Origin of the sequence: Micromonospora sp. WMMD1155 (assembly GCF_029581275.1) — a bacterium.
Lineage (GTDB): Bacteria > Actinomycetota > Actinomycetes > Mycobacteriales > Micromonosporaceae > Micromonospora.
This window is the reverse complement of record NZ_CP120742.1, coordinates 5246585-5262009: the sequence shown is the minus strand read 5'-3', so window position 1 is coordinate 5262009 and position 15425 is coordinate 5246585. Positions and strand designations below refer to the sequence as shown.

Sequence of the window (15425 nt, the reverse complement as noted above, 5' to 3'; positions counted from 1 at the left end):
ACGGTGGGAGGCGACTGGAACCACAAGGAGGAGGGCACACCTGTGACGGGGCCACTGGCGTCTACGCCGTGCACACTACCCCTGGTCGAGGTGGGCGTCAGCGAGCTCAATCGGGACTGCCTGCCGGCGGCCGGAGCGGTTTTCGACCGGGTGCTGGCTCTGCAGCCCCGGCGGATCGTCATCGACCTGTCGCAGTGCCGGCACATCGACGCTGCCGCAATCGGCCTGCTGCTCGAGGTGCACCGGAGGCTGGCGCGCGCCGACGGCATCCTCGCCGTCCGTGACCCGAATCCCCGCATCGCGCGCATCTTGCGCGACGCCCGTCTCGACCGGGTCCTGCAGCTCGTCAGCAGTCCACCGTCGTGTGGATCCGTCCCACCAGCCGAGGGACATCGGTCCGACTCGGCACAGCCCACGCTTGTCGCTCATGGTCGCGCGTCGGTGCACAGCCCGCACTGGACGGACTGACGGCAATGGCCGGCATCGGCACGGCGTCCGTCACCGCATCGACGACAGCGGCATCGTCTACGCCGGAACCCCTGAAACGCGGGCTTGCCGAGCATGGGCCCGACTCCCGGAGGAAACCAGAATGACGGTCGTCCCGGACGAACACCTGATGACACTGATCTGTGACGCTTGCGGCGATTCCGTCCAGGCCAGCGCGTGCGTGCTCCCCGACGCCGAGGTCGTTTGGACCCTGATATCGGAGCAGGGCTGGAGCGGGTCCCCCTTCGCTACCGGCCCGCACCGCTGTCCGCACTGCAGCCTGCTGCCAGTCTCCGGCGGCGGTACGACGCGGCGCGACGACCACGGTCCGGGAGGCATCCTCGGCATCGACCATCTGGACGACGTGACGATCGTCGTCGCCACCGGCGACATCGATCTCGACACCGGTGACACCCTACGCGCGGCCCTATGCCACGCGGCCGACATGGGCGGACACGTAGTGGTCGACCTCGCCCGGGTGCACGTCATCGACTCCACCGGTCTCGGGCTCCTCGTCCGCGCCCACCGTGACGCCCGCGACCGTGGCGCCACGCTGTCACTGGCTGCGCCGTCGCGGTTCATCCGCACGGTCCTGCACACCATGCGCCTGGAGGCGGCGTTCCCCGTCTTCGACAGCCGTGACGAGGCCCTCGCGCAGCTGTCCCGGAAAACGACTGCCGATTCGGCGGCCACCCCGGCCATCGCGTCCGCTCGTTCCGGGCGGTAGACCCCCAACGCTGAGCTGGAGAGCCGTGATGCCGCTGTGGCCCTGGCGATACCAGCCGTGGATCCCGCACCACCGACAGCCACCAGGAGTTCCATGTACATGCACTGGCCGACACCCGGCGAGAACTGGTTCGGCGACGACTCGGACCAATCCCGACCGGACGTCGAGGACCTGCGGATCGAGGCACTTGTCGCCCAACGTCTGAGCGGCGACTGGACCACGCGGCAGCAACAGATCACCGTCGCCGTGCAGAACCGGGTCGTCGTCCTGACGGGTCTGGTGCACGACGCGAACGCGCGGCAGGTGGCAAGCGAGCTCACCTGGGACACGCCTGGCGTCTTCGATGTCTGCAACACTCTGCGGCTCACCGGGCAGCGGCGCGGCCGCCGGTAGGCACGGACCTAGAGCCAGCCGAGCGCCGAGTACGGCCGCCTGAAGGCCGGAGCGTTGCGTGGGCTCCCCGGGATGTAACCGGTGAGGTCGCGAATGCGGTCGAGACCGTAGCTAAGCGCTCTACCGCCCTGCGGCGCTACTGCGCGTTCGCCTGACCGTCATCAGCCTTCTCGGTGCCGTCCGAGGCGACGGTCGCCGCTGGGTCGCCGGTGGGCTGACGCGAGACCGTCACCCGCCGGCGCACCCGGCGCACGTGACGTAGCCGGCGCAGCGCGTCGTGCCAGTTTGGCGTGTCGCCGGTGTCGTCGAAAGCCTGCGCGACCACGACATCGGTCGAGGAGTGCGCCAGGATCGAGATGACGATCGTCAACGCGACCAGGTGGAAGATCTCGTCCGCCGCGGGGATGCCGGACTCGATCACCAGCAGGCCGTAGACGACCGAGGCGAAGCCCTTGGGCCCGAACCACATGGTCGCTGCCTGTTCCCGAAGGCTCAGCCCGGAGCGCAGGAAGGAGATCCACAGGGCGACCGGCCGGGCGACCACGATGGCCAGCACGGCGAAGACCCAGCCGGTCCAGGAGATGTCGCCGAGGAAATCGACCGAGATCAGGGCCCCGAAGACCAGCAGTGCGCCCAGCTTGAGCAGTTCGGCGATGTTCTCTCCGAAGTGCTCGAACGCCGCGCGTTCCCGGGGCCCGAAGGTCGCCACGGTGATGCCGGCGGCGAACGCGGCGAGGAACAGATTGCCGTGGGTGGCCTTGCCGAGAGCCAGCACCAGCAGCCCGATCGCGACCCCGTTCAGCGGCGCGTACGCCGCCGAGGCGGCGAAGAAGCGGGTACGCTCCAGCGCGAGCGCCGCCAGCGGCACCAGCACACCGATCGCCAGGCCGACGGCCAGTTCGGTGGTCAATCTGCCCAGGTGCAGGTCATCGGAGCCGGCCGCTACCGCGAGCAGCACCACCACGAACGGCAGGGCAAGTCCGTCGTTCACCCCGGACTCGACGTTGAGGAGATGCCGCAACCGTGCGGGCACCTTGTCGTTGCCGACCAACGCGGCCGCGAACACCGGGTCCGTGGGCGCCAGGATCGCCCCCACCAGGAGGGCCTCCGCCCAACCCAGGCCGGCCACGTAGTGCGCCAACGCCGCGGTCACCAGCAACGTCAGGGGCAGACCCCAACCCAGCGCCCTGCCGGGCAGTCTCCACGCGCTGCGCAGGTCCGGCCAGCCGACGCGCATCCCGTCGGTGAACAGCACCGCGAAGAGAGCCAGCTCGGCCAGTTGCGCCACGATCGGTGAATCGGCCTCCAGGTGCAGCACACCGGTGGTGCCCTCACCGAGGACGAACCCGGCGACCAGGAACAACGCCGCCGTGGACAGGATCGTCCGATGCGCGAGCGCCGACACCAGCACGGCGGCGAGCAGGACAGCGGCAAAGCAGAGGAGCAGCACGACAACCTCCGACGCACAGGGCGCAACCCGTGCCGATCAGACTTACCGGTGTCCCAAGATCCCGTAGATGATAATGGTCGACCGGAGCTACCGCTCTGTGTGGACGACGTCGGACAGGCTGCTGCCGTCACCGACCTGGTTGCGCGGAATCACGCTCAGGCTTCCGTCTGTCTCCAACACCACGGCAGCGAGACCGGTCAGGTCACCGTACCCCTGGCTGCGGGCGGCCTGCCGGATCTCGCTGTCGGTCACCCGGGCCTGGCGCATGGCCTGCGCGCGCAGGTGTCCGTCGTACAGCAGCATCGTCGGACGGGCCTTGAGCAGTCGCTGCGATGCGGGCCAGCGCACCGCGAGCAGGGCGACGACGTACTGCAACGCCACCAGCAACGCCAGGGCGAGGACCCCCTCGATTAGGGACACGTCCCGGGACAGCAGGATCGTCGCCAGCGTGGAACCCAGTGCCACCGTAACCACAAGGTCGAACGCGTTGAGCTTGGACAGCGTCCGCTTCCCGGAGACCCGCAGGATCATCACGAGCGCCGGGTAGACGAATGCGGCAACGACCAGCACACGCAGCAGATCACCGGGATTCCTCGACACCATCACCAACTCGTACCCCTGGGGTGGTTCTTCAAGCGACGCTCTGCACCCGGCACGATTCACCGGGCCAGTTGCCGGGTAGGTGCCGATATGAATGGTCGCCGTCCGTCGACCCGACGCAGCCGGGCGCCGCTGGTCGTTCTGGCCCGCCGGGTCAGGAATCTGGTGGCCGGGAGTCGCAGCCGCGCCGACCGAGCGGCGCGGCTGCGGATGCGCCAACTGGAGATCATTTTGTTGATCGCGGCGCAGGCCGGCCTGGCAGCGGCGCTGTCACGGTGGTTCGCCTACAGCGTCCTGGGCAATCCGAACCCGGTGTTCGCGCCGACGGCCGCGGTCGGCACGATCGCCGCGGCGATCGGCCAGCGCGGGCGTCGCACCCTGGAGCTGTTGATCGGGGTGGGCCTGGGTATCGCCATCGGCGACGGCCTGGTCTCACTCATCGGCACCGGCCCGTGGCAGACGGGCGTCATCGTCGCTCTGGCCATCGCCGTTGCGCTCGGCCTGGCCGGACGGGGCGGCACCGTGGTGAGCCAGGTGGGTGGTACGGCGGTGCTGATCGCCACGCTCTCTTCCAGCCAACAGAACCTGGAACTGCCCAGGGTCGTCGACGCGGTGACCGGGAGCCTGGTGATGTCGTGCTTCGGCGGCCGGATGACGGCCGCCGAAACACGCCTCGATCGAGGTTCGCCGGGATCTCAGCGTCCGGCCGGGGGCGTGGGGTACGGCGGGGCGATCCCACTCGGATTGAAGAACGGCGCGTAGCCGTAATACCAGTACACGTCCTCGTAGTAGCCCGTGTTCTCGACGACCTCCGGGTCGTACGTCGGGGCCTGCTCGATCTTCTCCCGGGTCAGCTCGACGCGCACGGTGTCCTCGGTGACGTCGCCGACAGCCTCGACCGGCAGGAAGGTGGCCGTCGCGCCGATGCCGAGAATGCCCCCGTGCTCGACACGCAGGAACCGCACTCTGCGCTCGTCGCGATCGATCAGCAGCTCGTCGACCTTGCCCAGGTCGCCGCCGTCGGCGTCGACGACCCGCCGCCCACGCACATCCTGCTCGGCATCCGCGATCGTCTGCCCGGAGTCGGCGAGCTTGACCAGAATCGCCGCCGTCGTTTCGTGTGGCATGAACTGCTCCTTTCGTAGCGCCTGATCCTTATGCGCTACCCACGCCACACCCCGATCTATACGACGAAACGATGACGTTTGCCGCCCGGTCTTGTGACGGCTGGGCACACCTTGGCCGCACGAGGTGAAACACGAGCGTGGGTACTCTCGATGGAGTACTGCCATCCGGCACTGCTGGTCAGCTGAGGGGGATCATGCCCGATCACATCGACGTCGCCCGCCTGCGCGAGGTGCTGGACGGGCCGTGGGCGAAGGTGCGCGACGCGCACCGGGAGCACCTCGACGAGCGCTTCCTGCCGGTGTACGGCGAGACCGGTGACCAGGCGCGGGAGCGGATCACCCGGTTGCTCGGCGAACTCCCCACCGGGCTGGGTATGGCATCGGCCTTTCCGACGGAGTACGGCGGCAGCGCCGACGTCGGCGGCTCGATCGTCGCCAGCGAGATGTTGGCGCAGGTCGACCTGTCGCTGATGGTCAAGGCGGGCGTGCAGTGGGGCCTGTTCGGCGGCGCTGTCGCAGCCCTCGGCACCCAGCGGCACCACGACGCCTATCTCCGGGACATCGTCTCGGGCACCATCTTCGGCTGCTTCGCCATGACCGAGACCGGGCACGGCTCCGATGTCCAGCAGCTGCGCACCACCTGCACGTACGACCCGCGGACGCAGACCTTCGACCTGCACACCCCGCACGAGGCGGCCCGCAAGGACTACATCGGCAACGCCGCCCGGGACGGACGGATGGCGGTGGTCTTCGCGCAGTTGATCACGAACGGCCAGCGGCACGGCGTACACGCCTGGTTGGTGCCCATCCGCGACGCGCAGGGCAACCCGATGCCCGGCGTGCGCATCGGCGACGCCGGGCCCAAGGCGGGCCTGCTCGGCGTGGACAACGGGCGGCTCACCTTCGACCACGTAGCGGTGCCGCGGGAGATGTTGCTCGACCGCTACGGGCAGGTCGACGAGGAAGGGACGTACTCCAGCCCGATCGAGAACGACTCCCGGCGCTTCTTCACCATGCTCGGCACCCTGGTCCGCGGTCGGGTGAGCGTCGGCGGCGCCGCGTCGGCGGCCACGAAGTCGGCGCTGACCATCGCGGTGCGCTACGGCGACATCCGCCGGCAGTTCGGCACGCCCGACGGCGGCCGGGAGGTGCTGCTCAACGACTACCTGGCCCATCAGCGCAAGCTGCTGCCCGCCCTGGCGACCACGTACGCGCTGCATTTCGCGCAGACCGAGTTGATCGCAGCGCTCGGCGAGGTGCAGGGCGGTGACGAGCCGGTCGACGACCGCCGCCAACGGGAACTGGAGTCCCGGGCGGCCGCCCTCAAGGCCGCGCAGACCTGGCACGCGACCCGCACCATCCAGATGTGCCGGGAGGCCTGCGGCGGCGCCGGCTACCTCGCCGAGAACCGCCTGCCCAGCCTCAAGGCCGACACCGACGTCTTCACCACCTTCGAGGGCGACAACACGGTGCTGTCGCAGCTGGTGGCCAAGGGGCTGCTCACCGGCTACCGGGACGAGTTCGGCTCACTGGACGGCTGGGGACGCGCCTCCTTCGCCGCCGAACAGGTCCGCGAGATGGTGCTCGAACGCACCGCCGCGCGGTCGCTCATCGAACGGCTCGTCAGCGCCGTGCCCGGCCGCGACGAGGAGATCGCCGTCACCGACCGCGGCTGGCAGCTCAAGGCGTTCGAGGACCGCGAGAGGCACCTCCTCGACGGCGCGGTCCGTCGCCTGCGCAACGGGGCCGCCACGAAGAAGGACCATCCCTTCGACATCTTCAACGACGTCCAGGACCACGTCCTGAGCGTCGCCACCGCGCACACCGACCGGATCACCCTGGAGGCGTTCGTCGCGGGCATCGCCGACACCGCCGACCCGGCGGTCCGGGCGCTGCTCTCCCGGGTCTGCGACCTGTACGCGCTCAGCGTCATCGAGACCAACAAGGGCTGGTTCCTGGAGCACGGCCGGCTCACACCGGCCCGGTCGAAGGCGATCACCGCCGTGGTTAACGGCCTGCTCAAAGAGCTGCGCCCGCACCTGCGCACACTCGTGGACGGCTTCGCCATCCCGGACACCTGGCTGCACTGCGCAATGCTGAACGAGGAACCGGTCCGGCAGGACACGATGGCCACCCAGGACGCCGCCCGAGATGGGCAGCTACCGACATAGTCGGTTTCAGCCGGGCGCGGGCGGGAAGGCAGGGCGTGGACGGTGGCGGACTGACGATCTGACCGGAGGCCATCGATGCCTGCCACGGACGGGCAGCTGGGCCTCCCGCCGGCCGTGTTGCGTGACTACGCACTGCTCGCCGACGGCTATCGCGGCGCTCTGATCGGCCCGGACGGTGATGTGGGCTGGCTCTGCGCGCCCGGTTGGTCCGACCCCTCGCTGTTCTCGGCGCTGCTCGGCGGTCACGGTCGTTTCCTGGTGACCCCGACGGCGCGCTTCGTCTGGGGTGGCCACTACGAGCCCGCGTCGTTGATCTGGCGCAGCAGGTGGGTCACCGAGCACGGGATCACCGAGTCTCGGGAGGCGCTGGCCTTCCCCGGCGAGGCGAACCGGCTCGTGTTGCTGCGGCAGATCCGCGCGTCGGACCGGCCGGCCCGGGTCCGGGTGGAGCTGGATCCGCGCGCCGACTTCGGGCGGCAACCGGTGCGTGAGGCCACCCGCCAGGACGACGTGTGGGTGGCCCGCAGCGGCGCGCTGTACCTGCGGTTGCACGGCTTCGCGGGGCTGAGCGTCACCACCGACGGGTTCCTCGCCGGTGAGCTGCTCGTGCCCGCCCGCGGCCGACACGATCTGGTGCTGGAGGTGTCGAGCGCACCCCTGGACCAGCTCCGCGAGGACCCTGGGGAGCTGTGGCGAATCACCGAGCACCACTGGCGGTCGACGGTGCCGGAGTTGGCCGGGCCCGCGCGACGGGACGCCACCCTCGCCTACGCGGTGTTGCGTGGCCTGACCCGCCCCGGCGGTGGCATGGTCGCCGCCAGCACGACAGCTCTGCCCGAACGGGCGCTGGCAGGGCGCAACTACGACTACCGGTACGCCTGGATCCGTGACCAGTCCTTCGCGGGCCAGGCGGCGGCCCTGGTCGGCCGGTACGACCTGCTCGACGACGCGGTCGCGTTCCTCACCGAGCGGGTGCTGGCCGACGGGGACGCGCTGGCCCCGGCGTACACGGTGAACGGCCAGCCGGTGCCGCCCGAGCAGCGGCTCGAGCACCTGCCGGGATATCCCGGCGCCGGGGTCAGGGTCGGCAACTGGGTACGCGGGCAGTTCCAGCTCGACGCGTTCGGGGAGGTGCTGCTGGTCTTCGCGGCGGCACAGCGGCTCGACCGGCTGAACGGCGACGCGTACCGGGCGATGCGGCTGGCCGCATCGGTGATCGAGCGGCGCTGGTCGCAACCGGACTCGGGCATCTGGGAACTGCCCGCCCGGCAGTGGACGCACTCCAAGCTGACCTGCGTCGCCGGATTACGCGGGGTGGCGCGCGGCGGCGCGGGTGACCTGGCCGGACACTGGTCGGCGCTGGCGGACCGGATCCTCGCCGACGCCGCCGCGCACGGTCTCACGCCGGACGGACGCTGGCAGCGCGCCTACGACGATCCGCGCGTCGACGCCGCCCTGTTGCTGCCCGGCATCCGTGGTGCCCTGGCCGCCGACGATCCGCGTACCGAACGGACCCGGCAAGCCGTGCTGGCGGAGCTGACGCAGGACGGCTACCTGTACCGTTTCCGGCCCGACCGGCGACCGCTCGGTGACGCGGAGGGCGCGTTCCTGCTCTGCGGGTTCATGGCTGCCCTGGCCGCCTGGCAGGCCGGGGACGCGGTGGGCGCCAACCGGTGGTTCGAACGCAACCGGGCCGCGTGCGGGCCGCCCGGGCTGTACACCGAGGAGTACGACGTCGGGCAGCGACAGTTGCGCGGCAACCTGCCGCAGGGATTCGTGCACGCGCTGATGCTGGAAACGGCGGTGACCCTCGGTCAGGTCGTTCCCGACGGTGCGCCGCCGCACGCCCGCTGCGGCTGGCCGGCGCCCTCGCCTACCTGATCGCGGCTCGCCGGGTGGCGACTGGGACCAGTCAGCGCCGGCGTACGGCGACCACGCCCGCGACGACCCCGGCCAGCCCGGCAGCGACCATCCGGCGGTGCCGCGACAGCCACGCCTGAGGGCTGCGGCCGTGCGAACGACCGGCGAAGTCACCCCGTACGCCGTAGTCACGCCCGCCCGGGCCGTCCAACGGATGCCACAGGTTGTTCGGCTGGTCGGGGTCGGCGGGCCTGCCCGTCTGCTGTGAGCGGTAGCCGGTCCGGGCCAGATAACGGTCCAGCAGCCCCGGCGCGACCCGGTTGCCGAGGATGGTCAGCACCGTGGAGGTGCCCACCCAGTACTCCCGCCGGTGGGGCCGGTCGGCAGCGCCCACGATCGCCCGGGCGGCCACCTCCGGTCGGTAGATGGGAGGCACCGGTTGGGCGTGCCGAGGCAACCGGGACAACAGCCAGTCGAACTGGGGCGTGTTCACCGCGGGTAGCTGCACCATCGTCACCCGCACCCCGCTGCGCTCGTGCAACAGTTCGCAGCGCAGCGACTCGGTGAAGCCGACGATGGCGTGTTTCGCCCCGCAGTACGCGGCCTGCAGAGGGATCCCCCGGTACGCCAACGCGGACCCCACCTGCACGATCGTGCCCCGGTTCCGTGGGGTCATGTGCGACAGGGCGACGCGGGTGCCGTGTACGTACCCCAGGTAGGTGACCTCCATGGCCCGCCGAAACTCCTCCGGGAGGGTCTGCTGAAACGGTGCGAAGACGGAGCTGAAGGCATCGTTGATCCACAGATCGATCGGTCCCAGCTCGGACTCGACACGCCGACCGGCGGCGACCACCTGCTCGTAGTCGGCCATGTCGACCTCGATCGGCAACGGTCGACCGCCAGCCGCACGCACCTCCTCGGCGGCGGCATCCAACCCGGCCCGTCCCCGCGCCAGCAACGCGATGGCGATCCCCCGTCGGGCGAGCAGCCGCACCGTGGCCCGCCCGACTCCAGCGCTCGCCCCGGTCACCACCGCCACCCGCACGTGCTGTCCCCGACCCATGTCGCCTCCCGGCCGCCTCGCGTATCCGTGTGCTGTACCCGCCGCTGTGCGTCCCAGACGTGCACGCCCCGGTCCGTCAGCAGCCTGCGAACCGGGTCGTACTGGATCCGCTAGCGGCCGGATCCGACGATCAGCGCCAGTCCGGTCTCCGGATCCACCCGCTTGCTCAGTTCGGGGGCGACCTCGGTGATGATCACCTCCAACGTCGGCCACACCCGGGCGGACAGCAGATGCCCGCCGACCGTGCTGCCGTCCGCGCGGCCGAGCACGGCGTGCACGTGCAGCGCCGGCTCGCCGTCGCGGGCAGCCACGTCGCCCGGCAGGGAGAGCACCTCCACCTGTTCCCGGACCGGAATGCGCCGGTAGTCGCCGGCCTGCCGGTCGAACCAGCCGACGTCGGCCTCCCGGAAGCCACCTACGGCGGTCACCCGGCCGGCGCGCAGCTCGTGTCGGCGCAGGGCGCCACCGATGACGGTCACCGGCTCGTCGCCGTCGTCGCAGACCACGACCAGCACCCGGCCGGTCGGATGGCGCAGTTCCTGGGTCCTCATCGGTCTCCTCAGTCCGTTGCCACGATGACGCCAACGACCGCCCAGGTGGCGGCGACCGCGGCGTCGGTCAGGGCGGCGGGTCTCTGCCTGCGGTCGGCGGCGGCCAGGACGAGCGCGGTGGCGCAGTGCAGTCCGTCGACCACCCCGCCGGCGGCGAACACACCCCTCGTCGGGCGCCAGAGAGTCACCGCGCTCTGCACGACGTGGCGGGCGCCGAGCACCCGTAGCGTCACCACGGCCGCGGTGCTGATCGGACCCACCGGACGTAGCAGCGCGCCCGGCGCGAGCAGCAGCAGACCGCCCCACGCCAGCCGAGCTGTGATCGCCACGTCTCGCGGCGGCAGCCAGGATCCTCGGTCGGCCATCTCACGCCACCCGGTATTGCCGAGCCCGGCCTCCGGATCGACTACGGCGCCGGCCAGGTCGCCGACCGTACCCACCGCCACGTCGCTGACCTTGCCGCGGTTCATCCTCCACCCTTCTTCCTGATTGGCTGCGCGGTCGTACCCGGCGATCAACCACCAAAACGCCCCGACCGGCTACACGGCCAGCTCCACCAGCAGCCCGGATGGCCAGTCAGCCAGCACCGGACCGAGCGCCACGTTCAGCACGTCGAGGCTCAGCCCGTCCCGGTCCGCAGCCCGCTCGGCATCATCAGCCCGCCCGGCATGGACATCCCGTCAGGGCCATCGTGATCGTGCCGCCCCGACCCGCCGCTGTCCGGCGGCGTACCAGCGGCGGCCGGGCATGGCGGTGACGCCGTGCACCACGACGCTGAGCGCGACGACGAGGCTGCCGGCGGTCCAGAGCATCGGGTCCCGCGCGCCCTCGTCGGCGCTGAAGGCCAGGTAGAACAGCGCGGACACGCCGATCGGGCCGAACCAGCCGAGGAAGACGAGGTCCCGCCATGGCAACCCGAGCGGTGTCTTCAGCGCCAGCACCACCGGCAGGCGCCGCAACAGCAGCACCGCGACGGCAAAGAGCGCCAGTCGCCAGCCGGCGTCGAGCCAGTCGCGCCAGGGCAGCTCGACGCCGAGGAGGAAGAACAGCGGCAGGACCAAGTAGCGGGTGAGCGAGTCGTCCAACTTCTGCTCGGCGATCCGTGGCTGGTCGCCGATGACACGGTTGTAGGCCAGCCCGGTGACGAACGCGGCGAGGACGCCGTCGGTGTCGAGCACCCGCGCGACCCCGAGCGCGGCGATGCCGAGCAACACCGCGAAGACCACGAGCGATCCCTGGTCGAGGGTTTCCCGGCGGCTGGCCGCGCGGATGGCGCGACCGGCCAGCCAGCCGAGCAGGACGCCGACGGCGACCGCGCCGAGCACGCCCCACACCGCCGCCGTCACCTCGTCGGTCCACGGCTGCGCGCCGACGGCCGCCAGGGCGAGGACGACGAGGGGGAACGCGAGCCCGTCGTTGCCGCCGGACTCGCCGCTGATCACCTGCCGCAGTCGTTCGGGCAGTTGACGTTCGGCCGGGCCGCCGGAGACGATGCCGGAGGCCAGCACCGGGTCGGTCGGGGTCACGCAACTGCCCAGCAGCGCGGCCAGGCCCAGCGGCACGCCGAGAAGCAGCCAGGACAGCCCGGTGCTGAGCAGGGCCATGCCGATCATGCCGGCGGAGAGCAGCACGAGGACCGGGCGCAGCACGGCCCGGTAGGCGGCGAGGGGGAAGCGCAGCGCGACGGCCATCAGCGACACGGCCAGCAGCGCCCGACTCACCTCACGGTTCAGCTCGGCGCCCAGCCGGTCACCGAGATCGACCAGGCCGAACACCGGGCCCGACAGCACCCCCAAGGCGAGCGCCAGCAGCGGCTCGGACAGCACGGTCCGGCGGATGGCGCTGGACCAGAACGCGAGCAGGACACCGAGTCCTCCGACGAGGGCGTACGCGAGCAGCAGCGGACTCATGTGCGGCCCTTACCTGTCGTACGATCGCGCATGCTGGCTCCCCCGCTCAGCACACCTTTCTTGGCACCCCAAGCCGTGAGCACGTACCCCGGCAAAGGGCCCGCACACGGCGGTGCCGCGGCTTTCCGGCGGTCGTACCGCAAGTGGCGGTTTCCTGAACCCGGCCCGGGTAGTCTCCCGCAGCGTGAGCGAGGATCCGGGCCGTGACAGCCTCGAGGACGACGCGCGGCTCAACGGACTCGCCCGCCGGCTGGACAAGCCGATGGGCGTGCTGGGGTTGCTCTTCCTCCTGCTCGTTCTCGCGCAGGCGGTCGTCCACGACGAACCGCTGAGCACCACGCTCACCGTCACCAGCTGGATCCTGTGGGCGGTCTTCGTCGCCGAGTTCACGCTCCGCGCCTGGCTCGCCCGCCACCACGCTCGCGAGTTCTGGAAACACAACTGGTGGCAACTGATCTTCCTGGCGGTGCCGTTCCTGCGGTTCCTGCGGGCGGCGAGCGCGCTGCGGGCGGCCCGAGGGGGCGGGGTCGTCGCCGCCGCCATCCGCGGATCCCGCTCAGCCGGCCGCCTGCTCACCGACCGGCTGGCCTGGCTCGCGGTGGTGACCCTGGCGGTCATCCTCGCGGCCGGACAACTGCTCACGGTCTCCAATTCCTACGGCAGCCTGCCCCGAGCCCTGCACGACGCGGCCCTCACCACCATCACCGGTGAGCCGCTGCGCGCCGACGACACGTTCGCGCAGATCCTGGAACTGGTGCTCGCCGCGTACTCGGTGGCGGTGTTCGGGACCCTGGCCGGCGCGCTCGGGGCGTTCTTTCTCGGCCGCGAACGGACCGAGGACGCACGCCGCCAGCCGGACGAGTGAGCTGAACGATCAGTACACCCACACCCGGGTCTTCTTCGGCAGCACGTCCTGCGCCCACAGCCAGTCCATCGCCGACAACGTCACCCGCACACAACCGTGCGACGCCGGATACGGCGGGACGCTGGGGTAGCCGTGGATGGCGATCCCCTGCTCCTGGAAGTACTTCGGCCGGTACAGCCGGCCGAGCGGACCGTCGCGCCACCCGTCGACCTGCCAGTCGACTGTCCACCTGCCGCGCGGGGTGTCCGCCAGATACGTCTTGCCTTCGTGCTCGTAGTGCTCGAACGTGCCGGTCGAGGTGTTGAACACCCGGCTCACCTCGCCGTCGTCGACGATCATCAGCAACTGCCGGTCCAGGTCCACCTCAGCGAGGTGACCGTCGGTGCTGCGGGCGTCCGGACGCTTGCCGTTGTCGAGCGCGGCGCGGGTCCTCGGCCCGACGACCCCGTCCGGCCGGAGACCGGCGGCCTTCTGCAGCGCGTAGACGGCCTGCTCGGTGAGCAGGCCAAAGCTGCCGTCGGGCTCACCGACCCAGTATCCGAGCCGGTCCAGCCGCTCCTGCAACGCCTGCACCGCGTCGCCCGTGTCGCCGCGACGCAGGACGTCCCGCACCCCGGCTTTCGGGGTGCGCGACGGCGTCGGGCTGGACGGGGGCGATGCCGTGGTAGGCGTGGGCCTGGGCGCCGCACCGGTCGTCGAGGCACTCGGTGTCAGCGGCGACGGCGTCGTCGTCACCGCGTGGCTCGGGCCGGACGAGGTCGGCGTCGGCTGCCGGCCGTCGCCGCAGCCGGCTACGAGCAGCAGAACGGCGGCGGACGTGACGCGTACCGTGATGTCGCGACAATTCATGATCAGCGTGCCGGAGTCCCGACCCAGTCCCTTCGCGCGTCCAGTCGTGCTCTTTTCCCAGGTAAACAGACCCTGTGTCAGGTATGCGGGAGGCGCGCACGGGGGATTACGGCGGGATGAGCCCTGTGCCGCGTACCCTCCGATCCCGGCTGGCGGCAGCGTGGTCGAGTTTCTGGCTGGTGCCGGCGGCCTTCGCCTTCGGGGCCGTGCTGCTGGCCCTCGGCCTGTCGGTCGCCGAGCTGCGACTGGGCTTGCCGACCGACGGGTTCCTACCCAGCAGCGTCGCCGGCGCCCGGTCGCTGCTGTCGTCGATCATCACTGCGATGATCTCGTTCACCGCGCTGGTCTTCTCCATCACCGTGGTGGCCGTGCAACTCGCCAGCAGTCAGTACTCGCCCCGGGTGCTGCGGACGTTCCTGCAGGACCGGATCACGCAGGCGGCGCTGGGCACCTTCCTGGCGACCGCGCTGTTCGCCATGGTGGTGCTGGCGGCGCTGCCGGCCGGCGCCGACACCCGGCTGCCGGAACTCTCGCTCGCCGTGGCGATGGCGCTCGTCCTGGCCAGCAGCGGGCTGTTCGTCTACTACCTGCACCACGTCACCACGGTCATGCGGGTCTCGCACATCATCGCCGCCGTCGGCGCCCAGTGCCGCCGGGTGATCGAAGAGCAGTACCCGGTCGGCCCGAGCCTCGCACCCATCACCGCGCTGACCCCGCCGGTGCAGGTCATCAACGCGATGCGACCCGGCGCCGTCGAACACGTCGACCTCGGCCGGCTCTCCGCGCTGGCCCGCGACCACGACTGCGCCCTGTCGGTCCTGCCCGCGCCGGGCGACTTCGTCGTGGCGGGGCAACCGCTGGTCACGGTTCATCCGCTGCCCGGCGGCCCCCTCCCCACGACCGTGCCGGACGCGCGGGCGTGCGTCGCGGTGAGCCTCGGCGTCGAGCGGACCCTCGGCCAGGACGTCGAGTTCGGATTCCGGCAACTGACCGACATCGCCGAGCGGGCGCTGTCGCCGGGCATCAACGACACCACCACCGCGGTCCGCAGCGTGCAGGAGATGCACGACCTGCTGCGTCGGCTCGCCGGACGGCCCGGTCACCGTCTGCTCGTCGACGACCCGGACGGCACCCCACGCGTACGGGCACGGTCACAGACGTTCGACGGCTTCCTCGCGGTCGCGGTCGATGACGTCCGGCGAGCGGGACACGAACAGCCCCGGATCGACCGGCTCCTGGACCATGTGCTCGCAGATCTGCGCTCAGTGGCGCTACCGGAACATCTGCCCGACATCGACCGGAGGATCGAGACGCGGCAGAAGTGAGTCGACAACAGACCGCCGATCCCGCGACACTGCACCGAAACTCTCGCG

Annotated in this window: 16 protein-coding genes; 8 read left to right on the top strand and 8 right to left on the bottom strand. The window is 70.9% G+C overall.

Annotation, left to right across the window (positions count from 1 at the left end; translation table 11 throughout):
• The first annotated feature begins 90 nt into the window (after nucleotides 1-90).
• The 3 genes from O7617_RS24140 to O7617_RS24130 all read left to right on the top strand — a co-directional run bounded on the left by O7617_RS24140 (nucleotide 91) and on the right by O7617_RS24130 (nucleotide 1606).
• Nucleotides 91-468: an STAS domain-containing protein gene (locus O7617_RS24140; protein WP_282258313.1), complete on the top strand. Its 378-nt coding sequence runs from the start codon at nucleotides 91-93 to the stop codon at nucleotides 466-468.
• A gap of 121 nt (nucleotides 469-589) precedes the next feature.
• Nucleotides 590-1213, top strand: a complete 624-nt coding sequence (locus tag O7617_RS24135; protein ID WP_282258312.1) for an STAS domain-containing protein — start codon at nucleotides 590-592, stop codon at nucleotides 1211-1213.
• 93 nt (nucleotides 1214-1306) lie between these two features.
• Nucleotides 1307-1606 carry a BON domain-containing protein gene (locus O7617_RS24130; RefSeq protein ID WP_282258311.1) on the top strand — a complete coding sequence of 100 codons (300 nt, stop codon included), beginning with the start codon at nucleotides 1307-1309 and terminating at the stop codon, nucleotides 1604-1606.
• Nucleotides 1607-1742: 136 nt separating this feature from the next.
• Here the strand turns inward: O7617_RS24130 and O7617_RS24125 are convergent, their stop codons facing one another.
• On the bottom strand, nucleotides 1743-3056 hold the full coding sequence (locus tag O7617_RS24125) for a cation:proton antiporter (RefSeq protein WP_282258310.1): 1314 nt from the start codon (nucleotides 3054-3056) through the stop codon (nucleotides 1743-1745).
• An 87-nt stretch (nucleotides 3057-3143) separates the two neighbouring features.
• A complete protein-coding gene (locus O7617_RS24120; protein ID WP_282258309.1) occupies nucleotides 3144-3659 on the bottom strand; it encodes a YetF domain-containing protein in 516 nt (171 codons plus the stop codon).
• Between the two features lie 207 nt (nucleotides 3660-3866).
• Between O7617_RS24120 and O7617_RS24115 the strand changes: the two genes are divergently transcribed.
• The gene (locus tag O7617_RS24115; RefSeq protein WP_282258308.1) at nucleotides 3867-4418 is read left to right on the top strand and encodes an FUSC family protein; all 552 of its coding nucleotides are present in this window, start codon (nucleotides 3867-3869) and stop codon (nucleotides 4416-4418) included.
• On the opposite strand, the gene O7617_RS24110 is transcribed toward O7617_RS24115, so the two are convergent.
• Nucleotides 4352-4783 carry a PRC-barrel domain-containing protein gene (locus O7617_RS24110; protein ID WP_282258307.1) on the bottom strand — a complete coding sequence of 144 codons (432 nt, stop codon included), beginning with the start codon at nucleotides 4781-4783 and terminating at the stop codon, nucleotides 4352-4354. The two genes, O7617_RS24115 and O7617_RS24110, sit on opposite strands and share 67 nt — an antisense overlap.
• 194 nt (nucleotides 4784-4977) lie before the next feature.
• Here O7617_RS24110 and O7617_RS24105 point away from each other — a divergent pair, with 194 nt between their 5' ends.
• The gene (locus O7617_RS24105; RefSeq protein WP_282258306.1) at nucleotides 4978-6954 is read left to right on the top strand and encodes an acyl-CoA dehydrogenase; all 1977 of its coding nucleotides are present in this window, start codon (nucleotides 4978-4980) and stop codon (nucleotides 6952-6954) included.
• Nucleotides 6955-7029: 75 nt separating this feature from the next.
• On the top strand, nucleotides 7030-8835 hold the full coding sequence (locus tag O7617_RS24100) for a glycoside hydrolase family 15 protein (RefSeq protein ID WP_282258305.1): 1806 nt from the start codon (nucleotides 7030-7032) through the stop codon (nucleotides 8833-8835).
• A gap of 31 nt (nucleotides 8836-8866) precedes the next feature.
• Here the strand turns inward: O7617_RS24100 and O7617_RS24095 are convergent, their stop codons facing one another.
• The 4 genes from O7617_RS24095 to O7617_RS24080 form a co-directional block, all read right to left on the bottom strand.
• The gene (locus O7617_RS24095) at nucleotides 8867-9877 is read right to left on the bottom strand and encodes an SDR family oxidoreductase (protein ID WP_282258304.1); all 1011 of its coding nucleotides are present in this window, start codon (nucleotides 9875-9877) and stop codon (nucleotides 8867-8869) included.
• A 110-nt stretch (nucleotides 9878-9987) separates the two neighbouring features.
• On the bottom strand, nucleotides 9988-10428 hold the full coding sequence (locus tag O7617_RS24090) for a PPC domain-containing DNA-binding protein (protein ID WP_282258303.1): 441 nt from the start codon (nucleotides 10426-10428) through the stop codon (nucleotides 9988-9990).
• Between the two features lie 8 nt (nucleotides 10429-10436).
• The gene (locus O7617_RS24085; RefSeq protein ID WP_282258302.1) at nucleotides 10437-10898 is read right to left on the bottom strand and encodes a hypothetical protein; all 462 of its coding nucleotides are present in this window, start codon (nucleotides 10896-10898) and stop codon (nucleotides 10437-10439) included.
• Between the two features lie 210 nt (nucleotides 10899-11108).
• Nucleotides 11109-12338: a cation:proton antiporter gene (locus O7617_RS24080; protein ID WP_282258301.1), complete on the bottom strand. Its 1230-nt coding sequence runs from the start codon at nucleotides 12336-12338 to the stop codon at nucleotides 11109-11111.
• Nucleotides 12339-12522: 184 nt separating this feature from the next.
• On the opposite strand from O7617_RS24080, the gene O7617_RS24075 reads away from it, so the two are divergent.
• Complete coding sequence (locus O7617_RS24075; RefSeq protein ID WP_282258300.1) at nucleotides 12523-13203, top strand: hypothetical protein; 681 nt, start codon at nucleotides 12523-12525, stop codon at nucleotides 13201-13203.
• A 9-nt stretch (nucleotides 13204-13212) separates the two neighbouring features.
• Here O7617_RS24075 and O7617_RS24070 read toward each other — a convergent pair whose 3' ends face one another.
• The gene (locus O7617_RS24070; RefSeq protein ID WP_282258299.1) at nucleotides 13213-14052 is read right to left on the bottom strand and encodes a L,D-transpeptidase family protein; all 840 of its coding nucleotides are present in this window, start codon (nucleotides 14050-14052) and stop codon (nucleotides 13213-13215) included.
• A 116-nt stretch (nucleotides 14053-14168) separates the two neighbouring features.
• Between O7617_RS24070 and O7617_RS24065 the strand changes: the two genes are divergently transcribed.
• Entirely contained in the window at nucleotides 14169-15377 is a 1209-nt protein-coding gene (locus tag O7617_RS24065; RefSeq protein ID WP_282258298.1) for a DUF2254 domain-containing protein, read from the top strand.
• Nucleotides 15378-15425: the final 48 nt, after the last annotated feature.